The sequence below is a fragment of the Litchfieldia salsa genome (assembly GCF_900104555.1).
Lineage (GTDB): Bacteria > Bacillota > Bacilli > Bacillales > Bacillaceae_L > Litchfieldia > Litchfieldia salsa.
Genome location: NZ_FNJU01000009.1, coordinates 58728 through 78760, shown reverse-complemented (window position 1 = coordinate 78760; position 20033 = coordinate 58728). Strand labels below are relative to the sequence as shown.

Annotated in this window: 16 protein-coding genes and 1 riboswitch; of the genes, 15 read left to right on the top strand and 1 reads right to left on the bottom strand. The window is 37.1% G+C overall.

The features are described from left to right. The first annotated feature begins 228 nt into the window (after nucleotides 1-228). From BLQ56_RS16300 to BLQ56_RS16290, 3 genes are all read left to right on the top strand, one after another. Nucleotides 229-429 carry a hypothetical protein gene (locus BLQ56_RS16300; protein ID WP_090856677.1) on the top strand — a complete coding sequence of 67 codons (201 nt, stop codon included), beginning with the start codon at nucleotides 229-231 and terminating at the stop codon, nucleotides 427-429. A 189-nt stretch (nucleotides 430-618) separates the two neighbouring features. Then, nucleotides 619-1524 (top strand): sensor domain-containing diguanylate cyclase, encoded by a 906-nt coding sequence (locus tag BLQ56_RS16295; protein WP_090856674.1) that lies wholly within the window; start codon nucleotides 619-621, stop codon nucleotides 1522-1524. Nucleotides 1525-1796: 272 nt separating this feature from the next. Then, nucleotides 1797-2318 carry a DoxX family membrane protein gene (locus BLQ56_RS16290; RefSeq protein ID WP_090856672.1) on the top strand — a complete coding sequence of 174 codons (522 nt, stop codon included), beginning with the start codon at nucleotides 1797-1799 and terminating at the stop codon, nucleotides 2316-2318. A gap of 296 nt (nucleotides 2319-2614) precedes the next feature. On the opposite strand, the gene BLQ56_RS16285 is transcribed toward BLQ56_RS16290, so the two are convergent. Continuing rightward, nucleotides 2615-3313 carry a YetF domain-containing protein gene (locus BLQ56_RS16285; protein ID WP_090856669.1) on the bottom strand — a complete coding sequence of 233 codons (699 nt, stop codon included), beginning with the start codon at nucleotides 3311-3313 and terminating at the stop codon, nucleotides 2615-2617. Nucleotides 3314-3703: 390 nt separating this feature from the next. Here BLQ56_RS16285 and BLQ56_RS16280 point away from each other — a divergent pair, with 390 nt between their 5' ends. From BLQ56_RS16280 to BLQ56_RS16220, 12 genes are all read left to right on the top strand, one after another. After that, nucleotides 3704-4648, top strand: coding sequence for a glycosyltransferase domain-containing protein (locus tag BLQ56_RS16280; RefSeq protein ID WP_090856666.1), 945 nt, complete (start codon nucleotides 3704-3706; stop codon nucleotides 4646-4648). Between the two features lie 17 nt (nucleotides 4649-4665). Next, entirely contained in the window at nucleotides 4666-5631 is a 966-nt protein-coding gene (locus tag BLQ56_RS16275) for a WaaS/CpsH family glycosyltransferase (protein ID WP_090856663.1), read from the top strand. Between the two features lie 31 nt (nucleotides 5632-5662). Continuing rightward, nucleotides 5663-7126: an oligosaccharide flippase family protein gene (locus BLQ56_RS16270; protein WP_090856660.1), complete on the top strand. Its 1464-nt coding sequence runs from the start codon at nucleotides 5663-5665 to the stop codon at nucleotides 7124-7126. A 120-nt stretch (nucleotides 7127-7246) separates the two neighbouring features. Continuing rightward, nucleotides 7247-8272 carry an SDR family NAD(P)-dependent oxidoreductase gene (locus tag BLQ56_RS16265; RefSeq protein ID WP_090856657.1) on the top strand — a complete coding sequence of 342 codons (1026 nt, stop codon included), beginning with the start codon at nucleotides 7247-7249 and terminating at the stop codon, nucleotides 8270-8272. 259 nt (nucleotides 8273-8531) lie between these two features. Continuing rightward, nucleotides 8532-8620: riboswitch (cyclic di-GMP riboswitch) on the top strand. 81 nt (nucleotides 8621-8701) lie between these two features. Beyond that, nucleotides 8702-9040: a TM2 domain-containing protein gene (locus tag BLQ56_RS16260; protein WP_090856652.1), complete on the top strand. Its 339-nt coding sequence runs from the start codon at nucleotides 8702-8704 to the stop codon at nucleotides 9038-9040. A gap of 9 nt (nucleotides 9041-9049) precedes the next feature. Continuing rightward, nucleotides 9050-9820: a M48 family metallopeptidase gene (locus BLQ56_RS16255; RefSeq protein WP_090856649.1), complete on the top strand. Its 771-nt coding sequence runs from the start codon at nucleotides 9050-9052 to the stop codon at nucleotides 9818-9820. Between the two features lie 310 nt (nucleotides 9821-10130). Next, nucleotides 10131-13253, top strand: coding sequence for a S8 family serine peptidase (locus BLQ56_RS16250; protein WP_090856647.1), 3123 nt, complete (start codon nucleotides 10131-10133; stop codon nucleotides 13251-13253). Nucleotides 13254-13548: 295 nt separating this feature from the next. After that, entirely contained in the window at nucleotides 13549-14427 is an 879-nt protein-coding gene (locus tag BLQ56_RS16245) for an alpha/beta fold hydrolase (RefSeq protein ID WP_090856645.1), read from the top strand. A gap of 437 nt (nucleotides 14428-14864) precedes the next feature. Then, nucleotides 14865-15485 (top strand): HAD-IA family hydrolase, encoded by a 621-nt coding sequence (locus BLQ56_RS16240; RefSeq protein WP_090856642.1) that lies wholly within the window; start codon nucleotides 14865-14867, stop codon nucleotides 15483-15485. Nucleotides 15486-15702: 217 nt separating this feature from the next. Continuing rightward, nucleotides 15703-16230, top strand: coding sequence for a CueP family metal-binding protein (locus BLQ56_RS24105; RefSeq protein WP_175490343.1), 528 nt, complete (start codon nucleotides 15703-15705; stop codon nucleotides 16228-16230). Between the two features lie 312 nt (nucleotides 16231-16542). Then, nucleotides 16543-18168: an amidase family protein gene (locus BLQ56_RS16225; RefSeq protein WP_238457294.1), complete on the top strand. Its 1626-nt coding sequence runs from the start codon at nucleotides 16543-16545 to the stop codon at nucleotides 18166-18168. 433 nt (nucleotides 18169-18601) lie between these two features. After that, a complete protein-coding gene (locus BLQ56_RS16220) occupies nucleotides 18602-19894 on the top strand; it encodes a diguanylate cyclase domain-containing protein (RefSeq protein WP_090856633.1) in 1293 nt (430 codons plus the stop codon). The last annotated feature ends 139 nt before the right edge of the window (nucleotides 19895-20033 follow it).

Here is a 20033-nt window from a genome sequence, read left to right as displayed (position 1 = left end):
CATGCACCATTTTCAGTATTGGCATGCTATATGGTTCTCGTGTATTAGGTTAGGTGTTGGTAAAAAGAGTGAGACATGAGAACCGTCCCTGTGTCTCACTTTTAGAAAATATAAAGGAAATGGTAAGTTTGTGTAAGAGCAGGAAAGATGTGCACACTATTAATCAAATGATAGAATTTTATAAGGCAATTGAGTAACAGACTTAGTAGCTAAATGGAGGTGGATTTTATGCCAATCGATGAATTAGCAAAAAAACGGTGGTTAGCTAATCCTGCAGACGTTCGTAAGGTGTTTGAAGACAATGTGTTCTGTTCAACTTGTGGTGTTACTACAATTGTTGATTATCACGTTGAGTCAATAAATCAAAACCTTGTTCTAAAAGGGCATTGTAAAAAATGTAATGGTAATGTTGCTCGAGTAATAGATTAAATAAAATGGTGCAGGGGGACGGTTCTCATGCACCATTTTTTAGTATTCGTATGCTGTACGGTTCTCGTGTATTAGTTAGGCTTTGGTAAGAAGAGTGAGACATGGGAACCGTCCCTGTGTGTCTAAACTGTTGCGATGAATGGTCGATATTAATTGTATATACATTCATTAATGGAATAGGTGATTAATATGAATTTTAAGGTTGCCAATGATTTACTTGATTTAGCAAGCTCTCTTATTGAAGGGAAGTTTTTCTATATAGGAAAATTTGAAAATAACACATTTACATTTATGAAAGTTCTGGATAACGGAATGGTAGTTAATGTCAATGATGGGGATACGATAAATATTTCAGAATCCTATTGTCAGCAAATATTTAGAGATAGAGAACCTGTAATTATTAGTAATACAGATACGCATGCTTGTACGAAAAAACTGGATCTTACAAAAATATATAATATACAATCATATGTTGGTGTTCCTATTTTCTACCAAGACGGTGAATTATATGGAACAATATGTGCGATAGACAACGAGAAATCTAAATTTGATCAGAAAGAGGCAGATGTTCTTAGCCGCTTTGCGAATCTATACACAAATGTAGTTGAGTTAGAAAGAAAGGCAAAAATAGATGAGTTAACGTCTCTTTATAATAGAAGATTTCTATATGAAAGTTTTGATAGCATTTGTAAACATGGGGCTTTAGTTCTTTTTGATTTAGATGGTTTCAAAGAAGTAAATGATCATTTTGGACATGAAGTGGGAGATAGTGTCTTAAAAGAAGTAGGAAAACGAATGAAAGATTTTCTTGGTAACAACGGATTAGCTGTTCGCTTAGGTGGGGATGAGTTTGTTATCGTGCTCCCAGATGTAACGGAGAATAGCGAAATAGAAATCAAAGCTTCTAGCCTTTTGAAAATACTATCTGATTGGGAAGATTACGATTATAACATTAGGATTACAGTGAGTATCGGTATTTCACTCTTTCCGAGAGATGGTTTAGAGGTTTCGACGCTTCTAAAAAATGCTGATATCGCCATGTATCATGCAAAGAAAAGTGGCAAAAACACTTTCCAATTCTTTAATACTATTTAGTGCTGGTGCATGGGGACGGTTCTCATGCACCATTTTTTAGTATTGGTATGCTGAACGATTCTCGTCTATTAGTTAGGCCTTGGCAAAAAGAGTGAGACATGAGAACCGTCCCTGTGTTTCAAACATTAACACTGTGTCTGTAATAAAAAGTTCACAACTTCTTGAATAAATTGTGAAGTTATTCACATAGTTATTGTGAAAATATTCACATGGAGGTAAGATACAGACATAGAGATAAATAAAAAACAAAAAGAACTAAGGAGAGGATCAAGATGATGAACACTTTTTTGAGAGAAAATAAAATTGCAGCAGGTATTTTAACAGTGATTAGATTATATCTAGGTTGGGCTTGGATGACTGGTGGTTGGGGTAAAATCACTGGTGGTGGATTTGATGCAGCAGGATTTTTAAATGGTGCACTTGCAAATCCAGTCGCTGATAAAGCAACAGGAGCAGCGCTTTATCCAACATACAACGCATTTATTGAAGGAATCGCATTACCAAACGTAGGAATCATTAATTTTTTAATCCCTTGGGGAGAGTTCTTAGTAGGTGTAGGGTTAATCTTAGGATGCTTAACAACTGCAGCTATGTTCTTCGGACTTATGATGAACTTCATGTTCATGTTTGCTGGAACAGTTAGCACAAACCCTTTGATGATCCTATTAGGTGTTATTGTACTAGCAGCTGGTGCAAATGCAGGGAAATTTGGAGCTGACTATTATGTGCTACCATACCTAAGAAAAGTGATGAACTTTAATGTAGGTAGAGAAACAACTAAACGTGTTGCTTGACCTCTCATTTTACCTCACAAACCCTCATCGCAATCGGTGATGAGGGGAGGGCTTTTTGAGAGATAAAAAATATAAATTAAATAAAGAGAAATTAACCAATCAAACGCTAAGGAAAATCCTTAGCGTTTTTGTTATATGGGGACGGTTCTCATGCACCATTTTCTAATATTCGTATGCTGTACGATTTTCGTGTATTAGTTAGGTGTTGGTAGTAAGAATGACACATGAGAACCGTCCCGGTGCACCACCATCAGACTTTGAGGCGCGAGAACCGTCCCCGTGTTACCAACCGTGAATTAATGGATCATGTTGTCAGTTTTGCTGTCGATGTAGAGGGAGCCGTCTTGTTGAACTTCGGCGTAAAATACGTCAGATAGTGAGTCGATTCCAGCTTGTTTCAGTTGTTGGTTGACCCATTTTTCATCTAGATTAAGTCTAGACAGGTTTTGGGTAATGATTGATCCATCTGAAATAACTTGAGTTGAGATCGGATAAACCGATGCGCTTTGAGTTATGTTTGCATCGCTTTTCGTTACTGTCTGTTTTTCTTGTTTTTTCATGACAGAAAGCTTTCCACTCGTCTCAAAAAAAGCATAATTTACATCTGTTAGTGAGAATACATCCTTTTGTCTTAGCAAGGCACTAAGGGAGTCTATATCTAATTGAGTTTTACGAAGTGCATCCTCCATGATTTTACCTTCCTTAATGACAATGATAGGTTCACCGGTTGTAACTTTACGTGCTTTTCTAAATTTGATATCAATGAATCCCATTAGTAAGGTAAAAGCTGTCCACCCAGCTATGGCAATGATACCATTTCTGATCGAAAGATTTGAATTGACAGCTAGGGATCCTGTAATGGTACCAATAGAGATAGCTGAAACGAAATTAAAAAACGTCATTTGACTGATTTCCTTACGCCCCATAAATCTGGCCATAATAAATAGAACCGTAAAGGCGATCACCAGTCTAGTCAATAATTCTGTAAGTTCCATAAAAATTCATCCACCCTTTATAATAGTAAGTTCACTTGTAGTTTGTCCTAATCAATAGTTAGATTATTCGGATGGTGTAAGGTGGTGCAAGGGGACGGTTCTCGTGCACCATTGCCATGTAGGTATACAGGGCAGTGATCATTTTTAGTGTAAAGGTATCAAGATTTTGAAACACGAGAACCGTCCCTTTTTTGACGTTTTGTGTAGAAATATGGTGCATAGTTGCTTTATAATGAGCATTATAATTATTTTGGAAAACTAAACTGGCACACAAGTGTTAATAATAAAATTAAAAAAGTTATAAACTATTCAAGGAACCAAAAGGCTTTCTTCTTTATTTCAAATAGCTTGCAGCAATGGAAATAGTTTATTTTCGTTTGGGAGGACATCATGTTAGCAGACTCGAAATTTACCCAAGAAACATATGTAGAAATGATGAATGCCATTAAATCGGCAAACGCTGGATATAATGAAATCTATAAAATTCCTGTACGGTCTCAGGTTCCATTAATGGGGCGTGTATATAATTATATGGTAAGAAAAATTTCACAAAGAAAACGTCTTAAGGCATATGATCAAGAATTAAGTCAATTTCCTAATTTACCTCGAAATGAAACAGTATTACCTGATTCAGCTGCTTCTTCTAGTAATCAGTTCTTTTCGAATGATCGAATTGCCATTTATACGTCTGTTTTCGGGACTTATGATCACATCCATGAACCATTAGTCTCTCCGGATAATTGTGATTATTATATTGTCACTGACCAAGATGTCAACGGTTCGTCTAAATGGTGTAAAAAGAACATTGAAGAATTCGATCATTTAACGAAAGAGATGACGACGATTGAGAAAAATCGTTTCTTTAAGATGAATCCACATTTATTATTTCCAGACTATACGTATTCCATTTATATCGACGGAAATATCCAGGTTATGACAGATTTAACTGAATTTATTTACCAAATCGGTCCAAGTGGAATTGCTGTTCATAAGCACAGAGAGCGAGACTGTGTCTATGAAGAAGCAAGGGAAGTGTTATTGTTAAATAGAGATTCTGTTGAAAACATAACAAAGCATATTCATTATATTGCTGAAACGAATATGCCTAGAAATTACGGCTTACTAGAGTGTAATGTGCTTGTTCGAAAGCATCATGATCCTATATGTCAGAAGTTCATGGAAGACTGGTGGACAGAGTTCAGTCAATACTCGAATCGAGATCAATTAGCTTTTGCACACACCTTATTTCAAAACAATTTAACGTTGAAGGACCTAGGGTTAATCGGAAATAACGTATATGAAAACTATGCGTTTAAGATTCACAGGCATAAGTAGAAAGGGTGGTTAAGTCATTGTATAACTTTATAATCTTAGGAAGTCACACAGATTACTGCAAGGTCATGTGTCATGATGTACTAGACAAGGACCATGTCTACTTTGAGAATCATGGAGATTACTTAACGAATGGTGCTCTCAGATTGATCAGGCAAGTTCATCATAGCTATAAAATAAATAAGGTAGCCAAGCTTCCATTGAAAAAAGTGTGGTACCCGTATAATCTTGATGAAAGTAAGATTTCTCAAAGTGCGAAAAATGTGTTTATCGTGTTTGACTCAAATCAACAAGTTTATAATGAGGCGTATCTTCATTATTTAAAAAATAAGTTTAACGGTCACTTAGTTTTGATGCTTGTTAACACCATAAGCAGCATTAAATCCCATGACCCGAATTTTTTCAACAAAGTCTATGACCGGATTTTCACAACGGATCTGAAGGATTCACGAGACTACAATTATCAATATCTTCCTGGTCTTTATTCAAAAACTCAAGTCAATGAGGATCCTTCTTCTAAAAATGATTTATTTTTTATCGGAGCGAATAAAGGAAGACTAGAATTTCTTCATGAGATTGCTAAAAAAATGGAGTATAATGATGTTCACTATTCTATTAATATTATTGGTGTAGAAGAAAAGGATCAACTAGATTTCGAAGACCTTCATTATAATAACCGGATGAATTATCAACAAGTTTTGCATGAAACTCAATCAACGAATTGCATACTAGAAGTGGTTCAAGAAGGTCAGAGTAGTTTGACGCTTCGCGCGATTGAAGCAATTGTATATAATAAAAAGTTGATTACGAACAATGAATGGACAAAAGAAAGTGCATTTTATAACCCTAAATATATTCAAATCTATAACAATGTAGATGAGATCGACGTTGATTTTATAAAAGAGAAGGTTGACGTTGATTACGAATATGATCATCTTTACTCACCGCTGCGCTTGTTAGAAAGAATTGAAAAGCTGTTGGGTTAAAGAATTATGATGTTGAGATGAGGCAAGAAACGTGAATTTGTTAAGTAATGCAATGAATAAATACAGCTCTATCCCTTTACCAATGAAAGCATCCATCGTGTTTGTGTTTGCTTCGTTAATCACTCAAGGCCTAAGTATTATCACTTTGCCGATTTTCACAAGGATCATGGACCCGAGTGATATCGGTGTTGTTACCTTATATAATTCTTGGGAAATGCTAATTGGGATTGTTGCAGGATTAGCGCTTGGTTCAGGGTCTTTTAATATCGGGATGATGGAATTTAAGGAAGAGCGGGACGAATATATCGCTTCAATCTTAAATCTTTCAAGTCTATCAGCCTTTGTTCTTTTCGTGTTTTATTTTATTTTTCATGAACAAATCCAACCGTTTATAGGATTTTCTAGCGAGTTAATTTATTTAATGTTTCTAGGGTTTATACTTGCTCCAGCTATGAACTTCTGGATGCTGAAGCAACGGTATGAGTACAAATATAAGGCTGTAGCCTTAGTAACTGTCATGACTGCGGTGTTAAGCTCGATACTCGCAGTACTCGCGGTGCTTTTTGTTAATGATTTTGTGGAAGGAAGCTATCCATTAGGAGATATTAGGGTATTTGCGACAAAGGCGATTCCTTTTATCGTTGGAGCAGTTCTTTATGCTAGCTTTATTTTTCGAAGTAAGGTTTTCATGAAAAAGAAATACCTTGTATTCGCCATCACGCTGAGCTTACCATTGTTGGTTCATACGTTAGCGAAGCAGCTATTAGATGTGTCAGATCGAATCATGATTGAAAGATTACAAGGGTTAACTGAGGTCGGTATATACGGTGTTCTCTACACATTAAGTGCACTCTCATTGATTGTTTGGAATGCGATTAATGCGTCTTTAGTTCCTTTTATGTTTAAAAAACTAGAATTAGGTCTTGATAACGCCGCTAAAATTAATGCTGTCGTGAAACCTTTGATCACTTTTTATTTTGTGTTTTGTATTTTCCTTATCCTTGTTGCGCCTGAGGTTGTACAAATTCTTGCAACAAAAGAGTACTATGATGCTATCTATCTGATGCCACCGATCGCAGCGGGTATCTTTTTTACGTCATTGTATAATGTGTTCTCAAATGTTTTATTATTTTATAAAAAAACAAAATTAATCATGATTGCAACGCTTATTGCTGTCGTCGTCAACATCGGACTGAATTTCATCTTTATTCCAATCTTCGGATTCGTTGCTGCAGCTTATACAACCCTACTTTCATATTTGATCTTAGCAGGGTTACAATACATCTTCATGAAAAAAATATTATCAGGGGCACCTTTGTTTGATGATAAATATTTATGGATGATCGCATTGCTGATGATTGTATTAGCGCTTGTCTTGAATATCACGTATGAATTTAATATACTGCGATATTTTATTATTGTTGCCATAGTGGTTGGAGCGGTTGTCAAAAGAAAATCGATTATTAAAGGGTTTTTAAGGGCGAAAGATAGATAATAAGAAGAATTGATGATAAAGCGGATTACCAATCAGCTTTCTAATAGTATATGATGGAAGAAAGAGCAGGTACGAGAATGTCAACCTGCAATTATTGAGATGTTAAGGAGTCGAAGAATCTTGAATTACAAAACGCTTGATCCTAGTAAAACCTATTTAATCACTGGGGCTGCTGGCTTCATTGGTTTCTACTTATCGAAGAAATTACTAGAACAAGGTTGTCAGGTCATTGGGATTGATAATGTGAATGATTACTATGATGTGAACCTTAAAAATACTCGTTTGAAGCAACTTGAGCCATATGAAAAGTTTACATTCATTAAAGGTGACCTCGCAGACAAAGAAACGGTGATGAAAACCTTTGAAGAGAATAAGCCAAATGTAGTAGTGAACCTTGCTGCACAAGCTGGTGTTCGTTATTCAATTGAAAATCCAGATGTGTATATTCAGAGTAATATCATTGGTTTTTATAATATTCTTGAGGCTTGCAGACACCATCCTGTCGATCATCTTGTGTATGCATCATCAAGTTCAGTGTATGGGACCAATAAAAAAGTGCCTTTTGAAGAATCAGACTTTGTGGATCATCCTGTTTCACTTTATGCATCCACTAAGAAATCAAACGAATTAATGGCACATACGTACAGTCACCTTTATAAAATCCCTGCAACAGGGCTTCGCTTCTTTACTGTATACGGACCAATGGGACGACCAGACATGGCCTATTTTGGTTTTGCGGATAAGTACTTTGCAGGTGAGCCAATTAAAATCTTCAATAATGGTGATTTTGAAAATGACCTATACCGAGACTTTACGTATATCGATGACATCATTGAAGGGATTGAGCGTTTATTAAGCAATCCTCCAGCGGGTGAACCACAACATAAAGTCTTCAACATCGGCAACAATAACCCTGAGAAATTAATGACATTCATTGGTGCTTTAGAGAAAGCATTAACGAATTCATTAGGTCGAGATGTTGAATTTAACAAAGTCTACGAACCAATTAAGCCAGGTGATGTACCAGCAACCTACGCATCAACTGACCAACTGCAGCAAGCGGTAGGGTTCAAACCAGAAACATCAATTCAAGACGGTTTGCAGAAATTTACAGACTGGTATGTGGATTATTATAAGCTTAAGTAGGAAAAATGGCGCACAGGGTGGATCCCGTGTGCCATTTCTGTTTGGTGGTGCACGGAGTTGTCGTGCGCCATTTTCTGTTTTGGTGGTGTACATATGGTTGTTGTGCACAATCTTTGTTTGGTGCATGGGGACGGTTCTCGTGCACCATTTTTTAGTTTCAGAAATAAAAGTGAGACATCAGAACCGTCCCTATGTCGATAGTACATTATTCCTATTCTTTTAATATTCTAAGTGTGGTACTATATCCTCATGCTTTTTAAATATGCAAGGGCAAACTTGTGGAAACACAAGGACGCAAAGCTACGAGTCTAAGGTTCTATCCAGAACTATGATAGTCGGGTTACCATTAATGTATAGGTATATTAACGTGGTAATTCAACTATCTCATTTTCGTAGAGATAGTTTTTTTTATTATGAGGAGGAAGAAAAATGGAAAATTTAGCTTCAAAGAAGGAATTAACTTCACAGGAACTTCAATTGTTGGCATCTGAAATGGACAAGCGTAAAAAGTCTACGGCTACAACTTGGCTTCTATGGTTTTTCTTAGGAAATCTTGGAGTTCACCGTTATTATTTAGGTAAAATTGGTACAGGGGTTGCTATGACTTTCACATTAGGTGGACTAGGGTTATGGACATTAATTGATCTCTTTTTAATTAATGGTATGATTCAAAAGAAAAACGGAGAAGTAGAACAACAGGTAATTAGTGAGCTAAGATCAATTAGAGCTACCGGAAATAAAGAAGCAGCAGCTACTGTAGAAGGTTAAGGGAAGATTATGAATCAACGATTAATTCATGATAATGAGAAAGGGTACTATACTCTTTGTTTAGTTATTAGCATATTTACTTATTTCGCACTCATTCTTTCTGTTATAGGAATATTTTATATTTTAATTGGAGTAGCTGTTAGTGTTTTTCTACATGGCCTATCTATCGGTCATATTAGAAGTAATGGAATTAAGCTTACAGAGAAGCAATTTCCATTAATTTATAATCGTGCTAAAACGATAGCTGAGAAAATGAATGTTCAAGAAATTCCTACTATTTATGTTATTCAATCTGATGGAGTTCTTAATGCATTTGCTACTCGTTTTTTCGGAAGAAACTTTATCGTCCTTTATTCTGATATTGTTGAGCTTACAGAAGAGGGATACAGTGATGAACTAGATTTCGTAATTGCTCATGAGTTGGCACATATTCAGAGAAAGCATTTAACTAAAAATCTCTTAATATTACCAGCAAGGTGGATCCCGTTTTTAGGAAATGCTTATTCAAGAGCCTGTGAATTCACTTGTGATCGAATGGCAACCTCGTTTACTAGTAACCCTGATGCTGCAATTAACGCTTTAACGATTTTAGCTGTGGGCAAAAAACTATTTGTTCAAGTTGATACAGAGGAGTATATCGAATCGGCAAGGAGGGAAACAGGCTTATTCATTTGGTTAAGCCAAATCCTATCCACACATCCACCTCTCCCAAAAAGGATAACAGAGGTTCAACAAATAAAGAATTATCCAGAAATGTATGGGTTAGTCCAGTCGGCTTAACCTAAGGAAATGGCACACGAGCATGGTCTCGTGTGCCATTTCTTTTTTATAACGCAAGGATTTGGTGCGCGGGGACGGTTCTCGTGCACCATTTTTAGTTTCGGAAATAAAAATGAGACATCAGAACCGTCCCTACTTACATGCCTGAATATTCAGGCAATTGGTCCTTTTTGACTAGGACTCACGACGCTATTCCAAATTCTAGTAATATTATATAGTTATACTATTAAAAATTGTTTTTCAATTCGAAATATTAGGGAGGGGAAGAATCTAGTAAAGTATTAATCTTTATATAATAAGGAGGATGAAGATGTTAAGAAGGATTTCAGTCATTTTACTAGTTTTACTCGTCGCATTTAGTAGTAGCGGTTTTGCTGTGTCAGGTGGAGTTAATCCACAGCAATTAACAGGCGAAAAACCGAAACTTGATACCACAAACTTTGTACCTACAGATTTACAAGATATAGATCCAAATAAAGAGGTTCGTGTCATTATTGAATTGGTTGGCGATACACCAATCGAAACGGCAACGAAAAAGGGTGTAAAGTATGACAAGCTTTCCAAGGGAGAGCGTAAACAATTAGAAAAGGCTGCAAAAAATAAGCAAAAAGCAGCGAAGGATAAAATTAAAGGGAAAAAAGTTAACATTGAGTATCTTCAAGAATTCAATGCAGTTGCAAATGGATTCAGTGCTAATGTGAAATATGGCGAAATTGAAGCAATTAAAGAAGTAGCAGAAGTAAAGGGAGTATACCTTGCAACAGAGTATGAACTTCCAACTGAAGAACCAGATATGAAGTACAGTAAAGAACTAGTACAAGCCCAACAAGCTTGGCGTGACTTTGGCTATGATGGAGAAGGGATGACGGTTGGAATCATTGATTCTGGTCTAGACCCTTCGCACAAGGATTTTCTTTTAACAGATGGTTCTACAGCGGAATTATCTAAGGAAGAAGTAGAAAATGCCATTTCAGAATTTGAATTACCAGGTCAATTTTTCAATGAAAAGGTTCCTTATGGTTGGAACTATATGGACAATAATGCCGTCATTCTTGACTCTAATGCTGATACTGGCATGCATGGTATGCACGTTGGTGGAACGGTTGCAGCAAACGGTGATGAAGCAAATGGCGGAATTAAAGGTGTTGCACCAGAAGCACAATTACTAGCATTACGTGTATTTGGTAACGACGTAGCAACGACTTACGGAGATATTTATATTAAAGCGATTGATGATGCGATTAAATTAGGGGCAGACGTTCTTAACATGAGTCTTGGTTCAACTGCTGGATTTGTTGATGCACAGTCTCCTGAACAGCAAGCCGTGAAACGTGCAGTTGATAATGGTGTGGTGATGTCCATTTCTGCTGGGAACTCCGCATACTTTGGTAATGGATTCTTCTATCCATATGCATCAAATCCTGATTATGGCTTAGTAGGCGCACCAAGTGTTTCTTATGATTCGATTTCAGTCGCTTCATTTGAGAACACATACATGGACGTTGATACTGTAGGTGTAACAGTTGGTGAAAATGAAGCAGAACAAGTGATGTACTTATCTGCTGGTCAAAATGGACCTGCAAATGGTTCTTATGAATTGGTACATGCTGGTTTAGGGTCTGTAGAAGAATTTGCTGAATTGGACGTAAGTGGAAAATATGCATTAGTTCAACGTGGTGGATTTGCGTTTGTTGATAAGGCTCTAAATGCACAGAAGGCTGGAGCAGTTGGTGTTATTATCTATAACAATCAAGGTGGAACAGTTAGTATGGCAACAGACAAGGCTATCACGATTCCGCAACTATTTATGCTACAATCTGATGGAGATCGTTTTGCAGAAGCACTTCAAGCTGGACAACCTGTCACAGTTACATTTGCTGGCGAAAAAATGACAATACCTAATACAGCAGCAGGTAAAATGAGTGACTTCACTTCATGGGGAGTAACGCCAAACCTTGATTTCAAACCAGAAATTACGGCTCCAGGTGGACAAATTTACTCTACTGCTGATCATAATGAATATCAAGTAATGAGCGGTACATCAATGGCAGCACCACATGTATCTGGTGGTTCAGCATTAGTTTTACAACGTGTCGATGAAGAATTTGCCATTGATGGTGCGGCAAGAGCTGAGCTTGCGAAAAAATTATTACTAAATACAGCTGATCCTGTTGAATTTCAAGATGCACCTGTATCACCACGTCGACAAGGTGCAGGATTAATGCAGCTTCATGCAGCATTATCTACTCCTGTTACAGTTACAGATTCGACAACAGGTGAAGCGAAAGTGGCGTTAAAAGAAGTAAAAGACGATGTTGTAACATTTGAGTTAACAGCTGAAAACTTCTCTGATGAAGCTGTGAGCTATGATGTTAGTGCAAGTGCACAAACAGATTATCCTGTTAATGTAAGTGACTTTATGACAACACCATCTAATCTTGTTGGAGCACTTGAATTAGAAGGAGCTACAACAGTTGACGGCAAACCTGTAAGTACGATTGAGGTTCCTGCTAATGGTGGAGCAACCTTCGAAATCACTGTTGATGTTAGCGCATGGGATGAAGATTTAAGAACGTACTTTACTAATGGATACTGGTTAGAAGGTTTTGTTAAATTAACAGACCCTACTGACACAAATCCAGAGCTAGTTGTTCCTTATGTTGGTTTTAAAGGTGAATGGGATGCGTCACCAATTATAGACGCTCCAATTTGGGATTCAAGCTCTTATTATGGACTGACAGGTGTTTTAAGTGGCAATAACTATAGCTTCTTAGGTGTTGATCAGGCAACTGGTAGCATCAACCCAGAACTAATTGCTATTTCACCTAATGGCAATGGTACAAATGATAGTGCCACATACTTGCTATCATTGGTTCGTAATGCAAAAGAATTGAAATTGAGTGTAGTAAATGCTGATGGTAAAATTGTCAAAGAAATTGCGACGGAAGAAAATGTTCGTAAAAACTACTATGATGGTGGAGCCGGCCAACAGTACTATTTAAATTCTAGCTGGACATGGGACGGTACGATGCAAAATGGCAAAATTGCTCCAGAAGGACAGTACTATTTACAAGTAGCAGCAACACTAGACTTTGAAGGTGCTGACGTTCAAACCATTACATTCCCTGTAAAATTGGACATCACTTCACCAAAAGTGAAGACGAAACTAGAGGATGATGGTAAAACAGTAGCAGTTACTGCTTCAGACAAAACAAGTGGTATTGCTTACTGGTATGTTGAAGTTGATGGAGTAGCTGTTGAAGAAGCGAGATATGTGAACGGTGAAACATCACATGTTTTTGCAGAGCCTGTGAAAAAAGACCAAACCGTTACAGTCGTTGCCGTTGACAACGCAGGTAACGAAACAGAAAACACTGTAAAAGTAGTTAGTGAAGGAAATAACGGAAACACTGGTAATAAAAAAGGGAAATAATTCAAAGTAGAGTGCAAGGCACCACCGCAAAGTGGTGCCTTGCACCTTTTTTATTTAAAGATAAGAAAGTATAAAAATTTCATACTCAGATTTAGTGTCTAGCTCCAGCGCCTAGCCCCTCGGGGTCATAAGTCAAATCACTACGGAAAACAAGATTTCCTACGTGCTTTGCCTTATGCCTGCCTGAGGCTGAACAAGGCGCTTGCGCTTTTCTTATCAAAAATATGAAACTTTTTCCACCTTTAAGTAGTCTAGTATAAAGGAAGTATTTTGAAAAAAATTAGAGGTGTTTTTTATGGGGCATGCAACCATTTATAAAAGTGATGAGGGAAAAAAGCGAATTCTTCAACATTATGATCAGTACATAAACTCTTTTGCGTTTGAGGTTGAACGAACGTATGTGAATACAAGCTATGGAAAAACGCATGTGCTTGTAGCAGGTCCAAAGGATGGAAAACCGGTCTTTATTTTACAAGGGGGCAATTGTATCAATCCAATGACGCTTTCTTGGTTTTCTTCTGTAGCTGAAAACTATAGAGTGTATGCACCAGATACGATTGGTCATCCTGGCTATAGTGATGAAAATAGAATTTCAGCTAAGGATCATAGCTTTGCCGGGTGGATTGAACAATTAATGAACCATTTTGAGATTAATAGTTGTGCTTTTATCGGTCCTTCATATGGTGCCGGGATTGTTTTAAGAGTCGCTACATTTATGCCGGATAAAATTGATTGCGCGATTTTGGTGTCTCCGGCGGGTATATGTTTAGGGTCAAAATTGAAGATGATTAATGATATCTTAGTACCATTAGTTCTGTTTAATTTAACATCATCGGAGAAATCTCTTAATCGAATCGCAGGGAACATGTCTGTTAATTCGATGAAAGAAATAGATAAAGCGATTATTGGTGATGTATTTAAACATGTAAGCCTTGAACAGGATATGCCCAAACTAACCGAAAAACAAGAACTAACAAATTATAAAAGTCCAACTTTAGTGATAGCAGGTCAAGATGATGTCTTTTTCCCTGCGAGTAAAATAAACAAAAAAGCAAAAGACATTATTTCGAATTTAACCGGATTGAAAATCTATGACATGGGCCATTTTCCATCAGAAGGCGACTTGGTATTGATGAATAATGAAATTCAAACGTTTCTTAAGGAACATTACTAAAGAGTCGGTGGTCTCAGGGGAAAACGCTAATAAGAAAAATAATGCATCCAAAATAGATCAATGAAATCAATCATTTCCTTCAGGCCACCAACAAAGCCCAAGCACGACAAAGCAGCTATTGCTGTAAAAATTAACGGTTTCAACGCTTTCAAATCAATCATCCTTTAACCGATTTAATTACTAACAGTATAAAGACGCAATGTTAATTTAAATAAAGAAAATTGTTAAATTTGGGTAGGGTTCGGTGGGGTGCGGGGACGGTTCTCATGTCTCACTCGCTGTATGAAGTTTAAAATTGGTGAAAGGTGATGATTTCTGAAACAGTGGTTCGAAGCACTTAACGAAATTGAGACATGAGAACCGTCCCCATGTTTCAACCAGTTGCATAGATTAATAATGTTGAGAAATCGTTTATTAGATTTAGGAGAGGTTTGCTCATGATAAAGTATGTGATATTTGATTTTGATGGGACGATTGCTGATTCAAAAAAGGCGATTGTGTCAAGCTGGAATCATTTGGCTGATAAGTATAATTATAAAGAAATTTCGTTTGAAGAATTAGATGATCTCAAAAAGCTTTCTATGAAAGAAAGAAGTCGATTATTAAATTTCCCCCTCATCAAGCTCCCAGTTGTTATGCCAGAGCTCTACAAGTTATTTCTAAAAGCAAGACATCAGGTGAAATTGTTCGATGGAATGAAGGAAGTGTTATCAGAACTTGAGAGTAAAGGATATAAAGTAATCATCATTTCATCCAATTCGAAGGAAAATATTCAAGCTTTTTTAGAACATAATAGAATTAACAATGTAACAAAGGTTATTTGTTCTAGTAGCATTTTTGGAAAGGATAAATTGATTCGGAAGTTTCTCAGAGAGACAAGGCTCAAAACATCAGAAGTGATCTATGTGGGTGACGAGCACAGAGATCTGATCGCTTGTAAAAAAGCAGGTGTAAAGATGATATGGGTCAGCTGGGGCTATGACTCAATCGAAGTCCTAAAATCAGCCAAACCAGATTACAAAGTATATACTCCTGCAGAAATATTAGAAGTCATATAGAAAGATTGGCGCACGGGTGCACAGGGACGGTTCTCGTGCATCATTGTTGGAGTGGTACATGGGGACGGTTCTCATGTGCCATTTCATTTTGAATACATATTTTGAGACACGAGAACCGTCCCTGTGCTTCAAAAGTGAAGATATTGTGTCATATGTACCAGTTGGGATTGATGATGGTATAATTAAGGTCTAGTAATGTTACAGAGGTGAGAGTTAAATGAAATTAAAGCTTCTAGTTGTTATTTTTTCTAGTTTGGTTGTGTTAAGTGCTTGTGCTGGAGAAAATACAAATACTTCACAGGAAGACCAAACACAAATCATTAAAGATTTGGTACAGGATTTCAGTGAAGGTACTATAAAGGACAAGTCTGGTTCAATTACATCATCGGAACTTATTGTTACTGATAGTGAGGGAAGTGAACAGACTTATGACTTGTCAGAGACTGACTTCTTTGTTTCAATTGCTCCTTATGAACATCAAACACATCCTTGACTGAATCACAATTTGGCAGGTTGCCAAGGAGAAATGGTTGAAGAAGAGTTCGATGTATATATCGAGGACGAGGATGGAAATGTTGTTGTCGACAAAAAGATGAAATCTTATGCTAACGGATTTATTGATCTGTGGCTCCCGAGAAATCAAACATATAATACAAAGATTGAGCATAATGGTAAAACAGTAGAATCAGAAATCTCCACCTTTGATGGTGATGGGACCTGTGTTACGACCATGCAGTTATTGTAAAGCACCTATTGAGGGTGCTTTTCTTTGTATATAGAGATGGTGCGTGGGGAAGGTTCTCCTGTCACATACCTCTAAAAGTTAGTAGAATCTGTCTACTAGCTTTTTTTATATCCCCTGAGAATCTATGATTTTGTTTTCGTTTTATTTTTCAAATTTAGACAAATTAGCTATTTCGGTTGTCGAAAGATACTTTGTTAGAAGAACTGACAGAGTAATAGTATTAAATCTATGAACGTACTAAACTAGTAAATAATTAAGAGAAAGGAGAGTTTAAATAGGTAGAATATATACATAATTTATAGGGGGTTCCGTATGAAAAAGAAGAGTATGATAAAAACATTCGTCACGTCGTCAATGGTTCTGACAATGCTGATGGCTCCAACATTAGGGTTTGCTAATGGAAATTCTGCAAATGCCGTTTCAAAGAATGAAAAAGCTTCAAGTGCTGTATCGAAGAATGTGACTGCAGGTTTAGCGACAGGGATTCAATCATTTGTGATTGAAGAAACAACGATTGAACAAATTCAAAAGGCATTACAAACTAATAAAATTACTTCGGTTGAGCTTGTACAAATGTACTTGGATCGAATAGAGAAATATGATCAAAATGGTCCAACAATTAATTCAGTTTTAACCATTAATCCAGATGCCTTAGAAATTGCTGCAGAAATGGACAAAGTACGAGGCAAAGGAAAGCAAGGGCCACTTTTTGGAATTCCTGTGCTTTTAAAAGATAACGTAGATACCAAGGACAACATGCCTACTACTGCAGGGACGATTGCACTTAAAGATAATTATGCGAGTGAAGATTCTTGGGTTGCAAAACAACTTCGTGAAGCTGGAGCCATTATTTTAGGAAAAGCCAATATGAGTGAGTGGGCTTATTTTATGACAACTGGTGTACCAAGTGGGTATAGTGCTCTTGGTGGGCAAGTTCTTAATCCGTATGGGCCAGAAACTTTTTCAGCAGGAAGTGTGGGTGGTTCTAGTTCAGGGTCTGGTGCTGGAATTGCTTCAAACTTTGCGGTTGTAGCTATTGGGACAGAAACATCAGGGTCTATTCTAAGTCCATCAAGTGCAAATTCATTAGTCGGGATTAAACCTACTGTCGGGTTAGTAAGTCGCACGGGGATTATTCCATTATCAATGAGTCAAGATACAGCAGGACCTATGGCAAGAACGGTTACAGATGCTGCGATTACATTGGGTGTACTAACAGGTGTTGATCCAACAGATCCAATCACTGAAACGAGTGAAGGAAAAGCATTAACAGATTATACGAAACACCTTAAATTAGATGGGCTAGAAGGTGCAAGAATTGGAATTGATTATAACTTTCTTTCAACCTATAATGAAGCAACAAGAGAGCAGAAGAGAATAGTAGAAGAAGCGATTGAAGTGATGGAAGCACAAGGTGCAATTATCGAAGAAGTGACCATTCCGAGACATACTTATACTTCGCAAGTATTATGGTATGAATTTAAACATAACTTAAACGATTATTTAAAGACTGTCTCAGACAATGTGCCAGTAAGAACCCTCGCTGACATTATTGAATTTAACAAGCAAGATCCAGATGTTCGAATGAAGTACGGGCAGATTCATCTTGAGCGTTCAGAAGCATTAAGTGAAAGTCTTGAGGATCCAACTTACTTACAACAACGTGCAGATGATATTAAATATTCAAGAGAATTAGGTATTGATAAAGTCATGAAAGAAAACAATCTTGATGCACTGTTATTTGCGAATAATAGAGGTGCAGGAATTCCAGCGAAAGCAGGATATCCATCAATTACGGTACCAGCTGGCTATAGCAATGTTGGAATGCCTGTCGGAGTGACATTTACAGGAATGGCCTACAGTGAAGCAAGATTAATTGAACTCGCATACTCATATGAACAAAATTCTAAAAAACGAGTAGCACCTTTGTTTGAGTGATATAGGGACGGTTCTCATGTCTCATTTTTTACAAAATGTTTAAGGTCAGGGGATTTTTCCCCTGGCCATTTTTCTATGATTCTATTAAACGATTTTAATGTGAAACGTATATTATATGTCATAATGGTGCGAGAGGACGGTTCTCGTGAAGCATCGAATTGTCTGCATAAGTGGTATGTACTAGTTCTCATATGGCGTTTCTCGTAAGAGTATAGTGTTGAGACACGAGAACCGTCCCCATGCACCACCCCGTGCACCAGATCTGTGTACGGAGGTTGAGACGCGAAAGTGAACTGAACCCGGGCACCAGACCATAGAACTAGACCTAATGAACCATTTTTTCATTCCCTTTTTTGGGAATTTTTATTATACTATGTAAGTATGCGTTAACTTTGAGCGTTTTGTATTTCACATTTTTACGGGGGATTCTAATATGAATTCGATAAATCATTATAGGGTTACTAGTAAGCAGGATTTCTCAGCGACCAATGAGTTCGAGTTAATCTGGAATAATACCAATGACGCAATCTTTTTGATTGCACCTGATGGTTCAATATTAAAGGCGAATCCAGCGTTTGAGCGGATTCTTGGTTATAGTAGTGAAGAGCTAAAAGGTCATCTGCAGCCACCAATCCTCCCTCAACACTTGATTGAAGATCAACAGCCCTTTTTAAAAAGAATGGAAAAAGGTGAACGGCTTGATTATTATGAAGTGCAGCGACTCACAAAATCGGGTGAATTACTTGAGATTTTTGCATCTTATAGTCCTATTCTTAATGTTGATGGAGAGCTTTTATACATCGTTGCGATGTATAAGGATGTCACGGAGCAAGTTGCAGCGCAGAAGAAGATCATGGAAAGTGGAGAGAAATACCGATTTATTGCAGAAAACACGTCAGATTTAATTATGATTCTTAATGATAAGCAAACGATTACTTATGTGTCTCCTTCAGTAGCTGCTTTGTTGAAAATTCCCCCTGATGATTGTTTGAATAAGTCCATCTTGGATTTTATCTATCGTAATGATATCCTCCTTTTCATGGCAAAGCTTGAAAAAATCGAAAATACTCAAACGCCTCTGCAAATCGAACTCCGCTATAAAGTTGGAGATGAGGGTTTTCTTTGGATGGATTTGAAGTTGCAAAATGTCGTTGATGATAATCAAACGAGAACAATCCTGGTTTCAAGGGATATAAGTGAACGGAAAAAGCATGAAGAGGAGCTCAGATATTTAGCTTTTCATGATTCATTAACAAGCTTGCCAAATCGGTATTATTTTAACCAATTATTAAGTAAGGAAATTGCAAGGTGTAGTAATGAATCTACTGGTATAATGCTTATGTATCTTGATATTGATCACTTTAAGGATGTGAATGATCAATATGGACATGCTGGTGGAGACGCGGTCCTCATTGAATTTTCAAAGCGGATTAAACGGTCTATTCGTACCACAGACATTGTTTGTCGGTTGAGTGGAGACGAATTTATTGTGATTCTCACAGCCCCGAATGATCAAGCTGAGGTTCACGAGATTGTTGAAAGAATACAAAGAGAAATTGTAAAGCCAATGATGATCGAAAAGCATAGTATCACCATTACGGCATCAATAGGTATTTCTGCATACAATCGAGATATTTCACCTGAACAGCTAGTGAAAAGAGCAGACCAAGCGCTTTATGATGTTAAAGAAAAGGGAAAAAATAGTGCTTGTTATTGGTGTGAATAATGGGGAATAATGGGGACGGTTCTCGTGTACCATTTTTCGAGCTGGGAGGGCGGTCTTCTTGGCTCTTTTTTTGTGCTAAAAAGTGTAACTAATAGATGCTTACACACGTCTAACATGAGAGTTGATACAGATAGGAGAT

Excerpts from the sequence above, each read along its gene's own strand:
- BLQ56_RS16245 (WP_090856645.1), top strand. The coding sequence starts at position 13,549 with ATGGGGCATGCAACCATTTATAAAAGTGATGAGGGAAAAAAGCGAATT.
- BLQ56_RS16250 (WP_090856647.1), top strand. The coding sequence starts at position 10,131 with ATGTTAAGAAGGATTTCAGTCATTTTACTAGTTTTACTCGTCGCATTT.
- BLQ56_RS16285 (WP_090856669.1), bottom strand. The coding sequence starts at position 3,313 with ATGGAACTTACAGAATTATTGACTAGACTGGTGATCGCCTTTACGGTT.
- BLQ56_RS16300 (WP_090856677.1), top strand. The coding sequence starts at position 229 with ATGCCAATCGATGAATTAGCAAAAAAACGGTGGTTAGCTAATCCTGCA.
- BLQ56_RS16295 (WP_090856674.1), top strand. The coding sequence starts at position 619 with ATGAATTTTAAGGTTGCCAATGATTTACTTGATTTAGCAAGCTCTCTT.
- BLQ56_RS16260 (WP_090856652.1), top strand. The coding sequence starts at position 8,702 with ATGGAAAATTTAGCTTCAAAGAAGGAATTAACTTCACAGGAACTTCAA.
- BLQ56_RS16220 (WP_090856633.1), top strand. The coding sequence starts at position 18,602 with ATGAATTCGATAAATCATTATAGGGTTACTAGTAAGCAGGATTTCTCA.
- BLQ56_RS16240 (WP_090856642.1), top strand. The coding sequence starts at position 14,865 with ATGATAAAGTATGTGATATTTGATTTTGATGGGACGATTGCTGATTCA.
- BLQ56_RS16290 (WP_090856672.1), top strand. The coding sequence starts at position 1,797 with ATGATGAACACTTTTTTGAGAGAAAATAAAATTGCAGCAGGTATTTTA.
- BLQ56_RS16225 (WP_238457294.1), top strand. The coding sequence starts at position 16,543 with ATGAAAAAGAAGAGTATGATAAAAACATTCGTCACGTCGTCAATGGTT.
- BLQ56_RS16280 (WP_090856666.1), top strand. The coding sequence starts at position 3,704 with ATGTTAGCAGACTCGAAATTTACCCAAGAAACATATGTAGAAATGATG.
- BLQ56_RS16255 (WP_090856649.1), top strand. The coding sequence starts at position 9,050 with ATGAATCAACGATTAATTCATGATAATGAGAAAGGGTACTATACTCTT.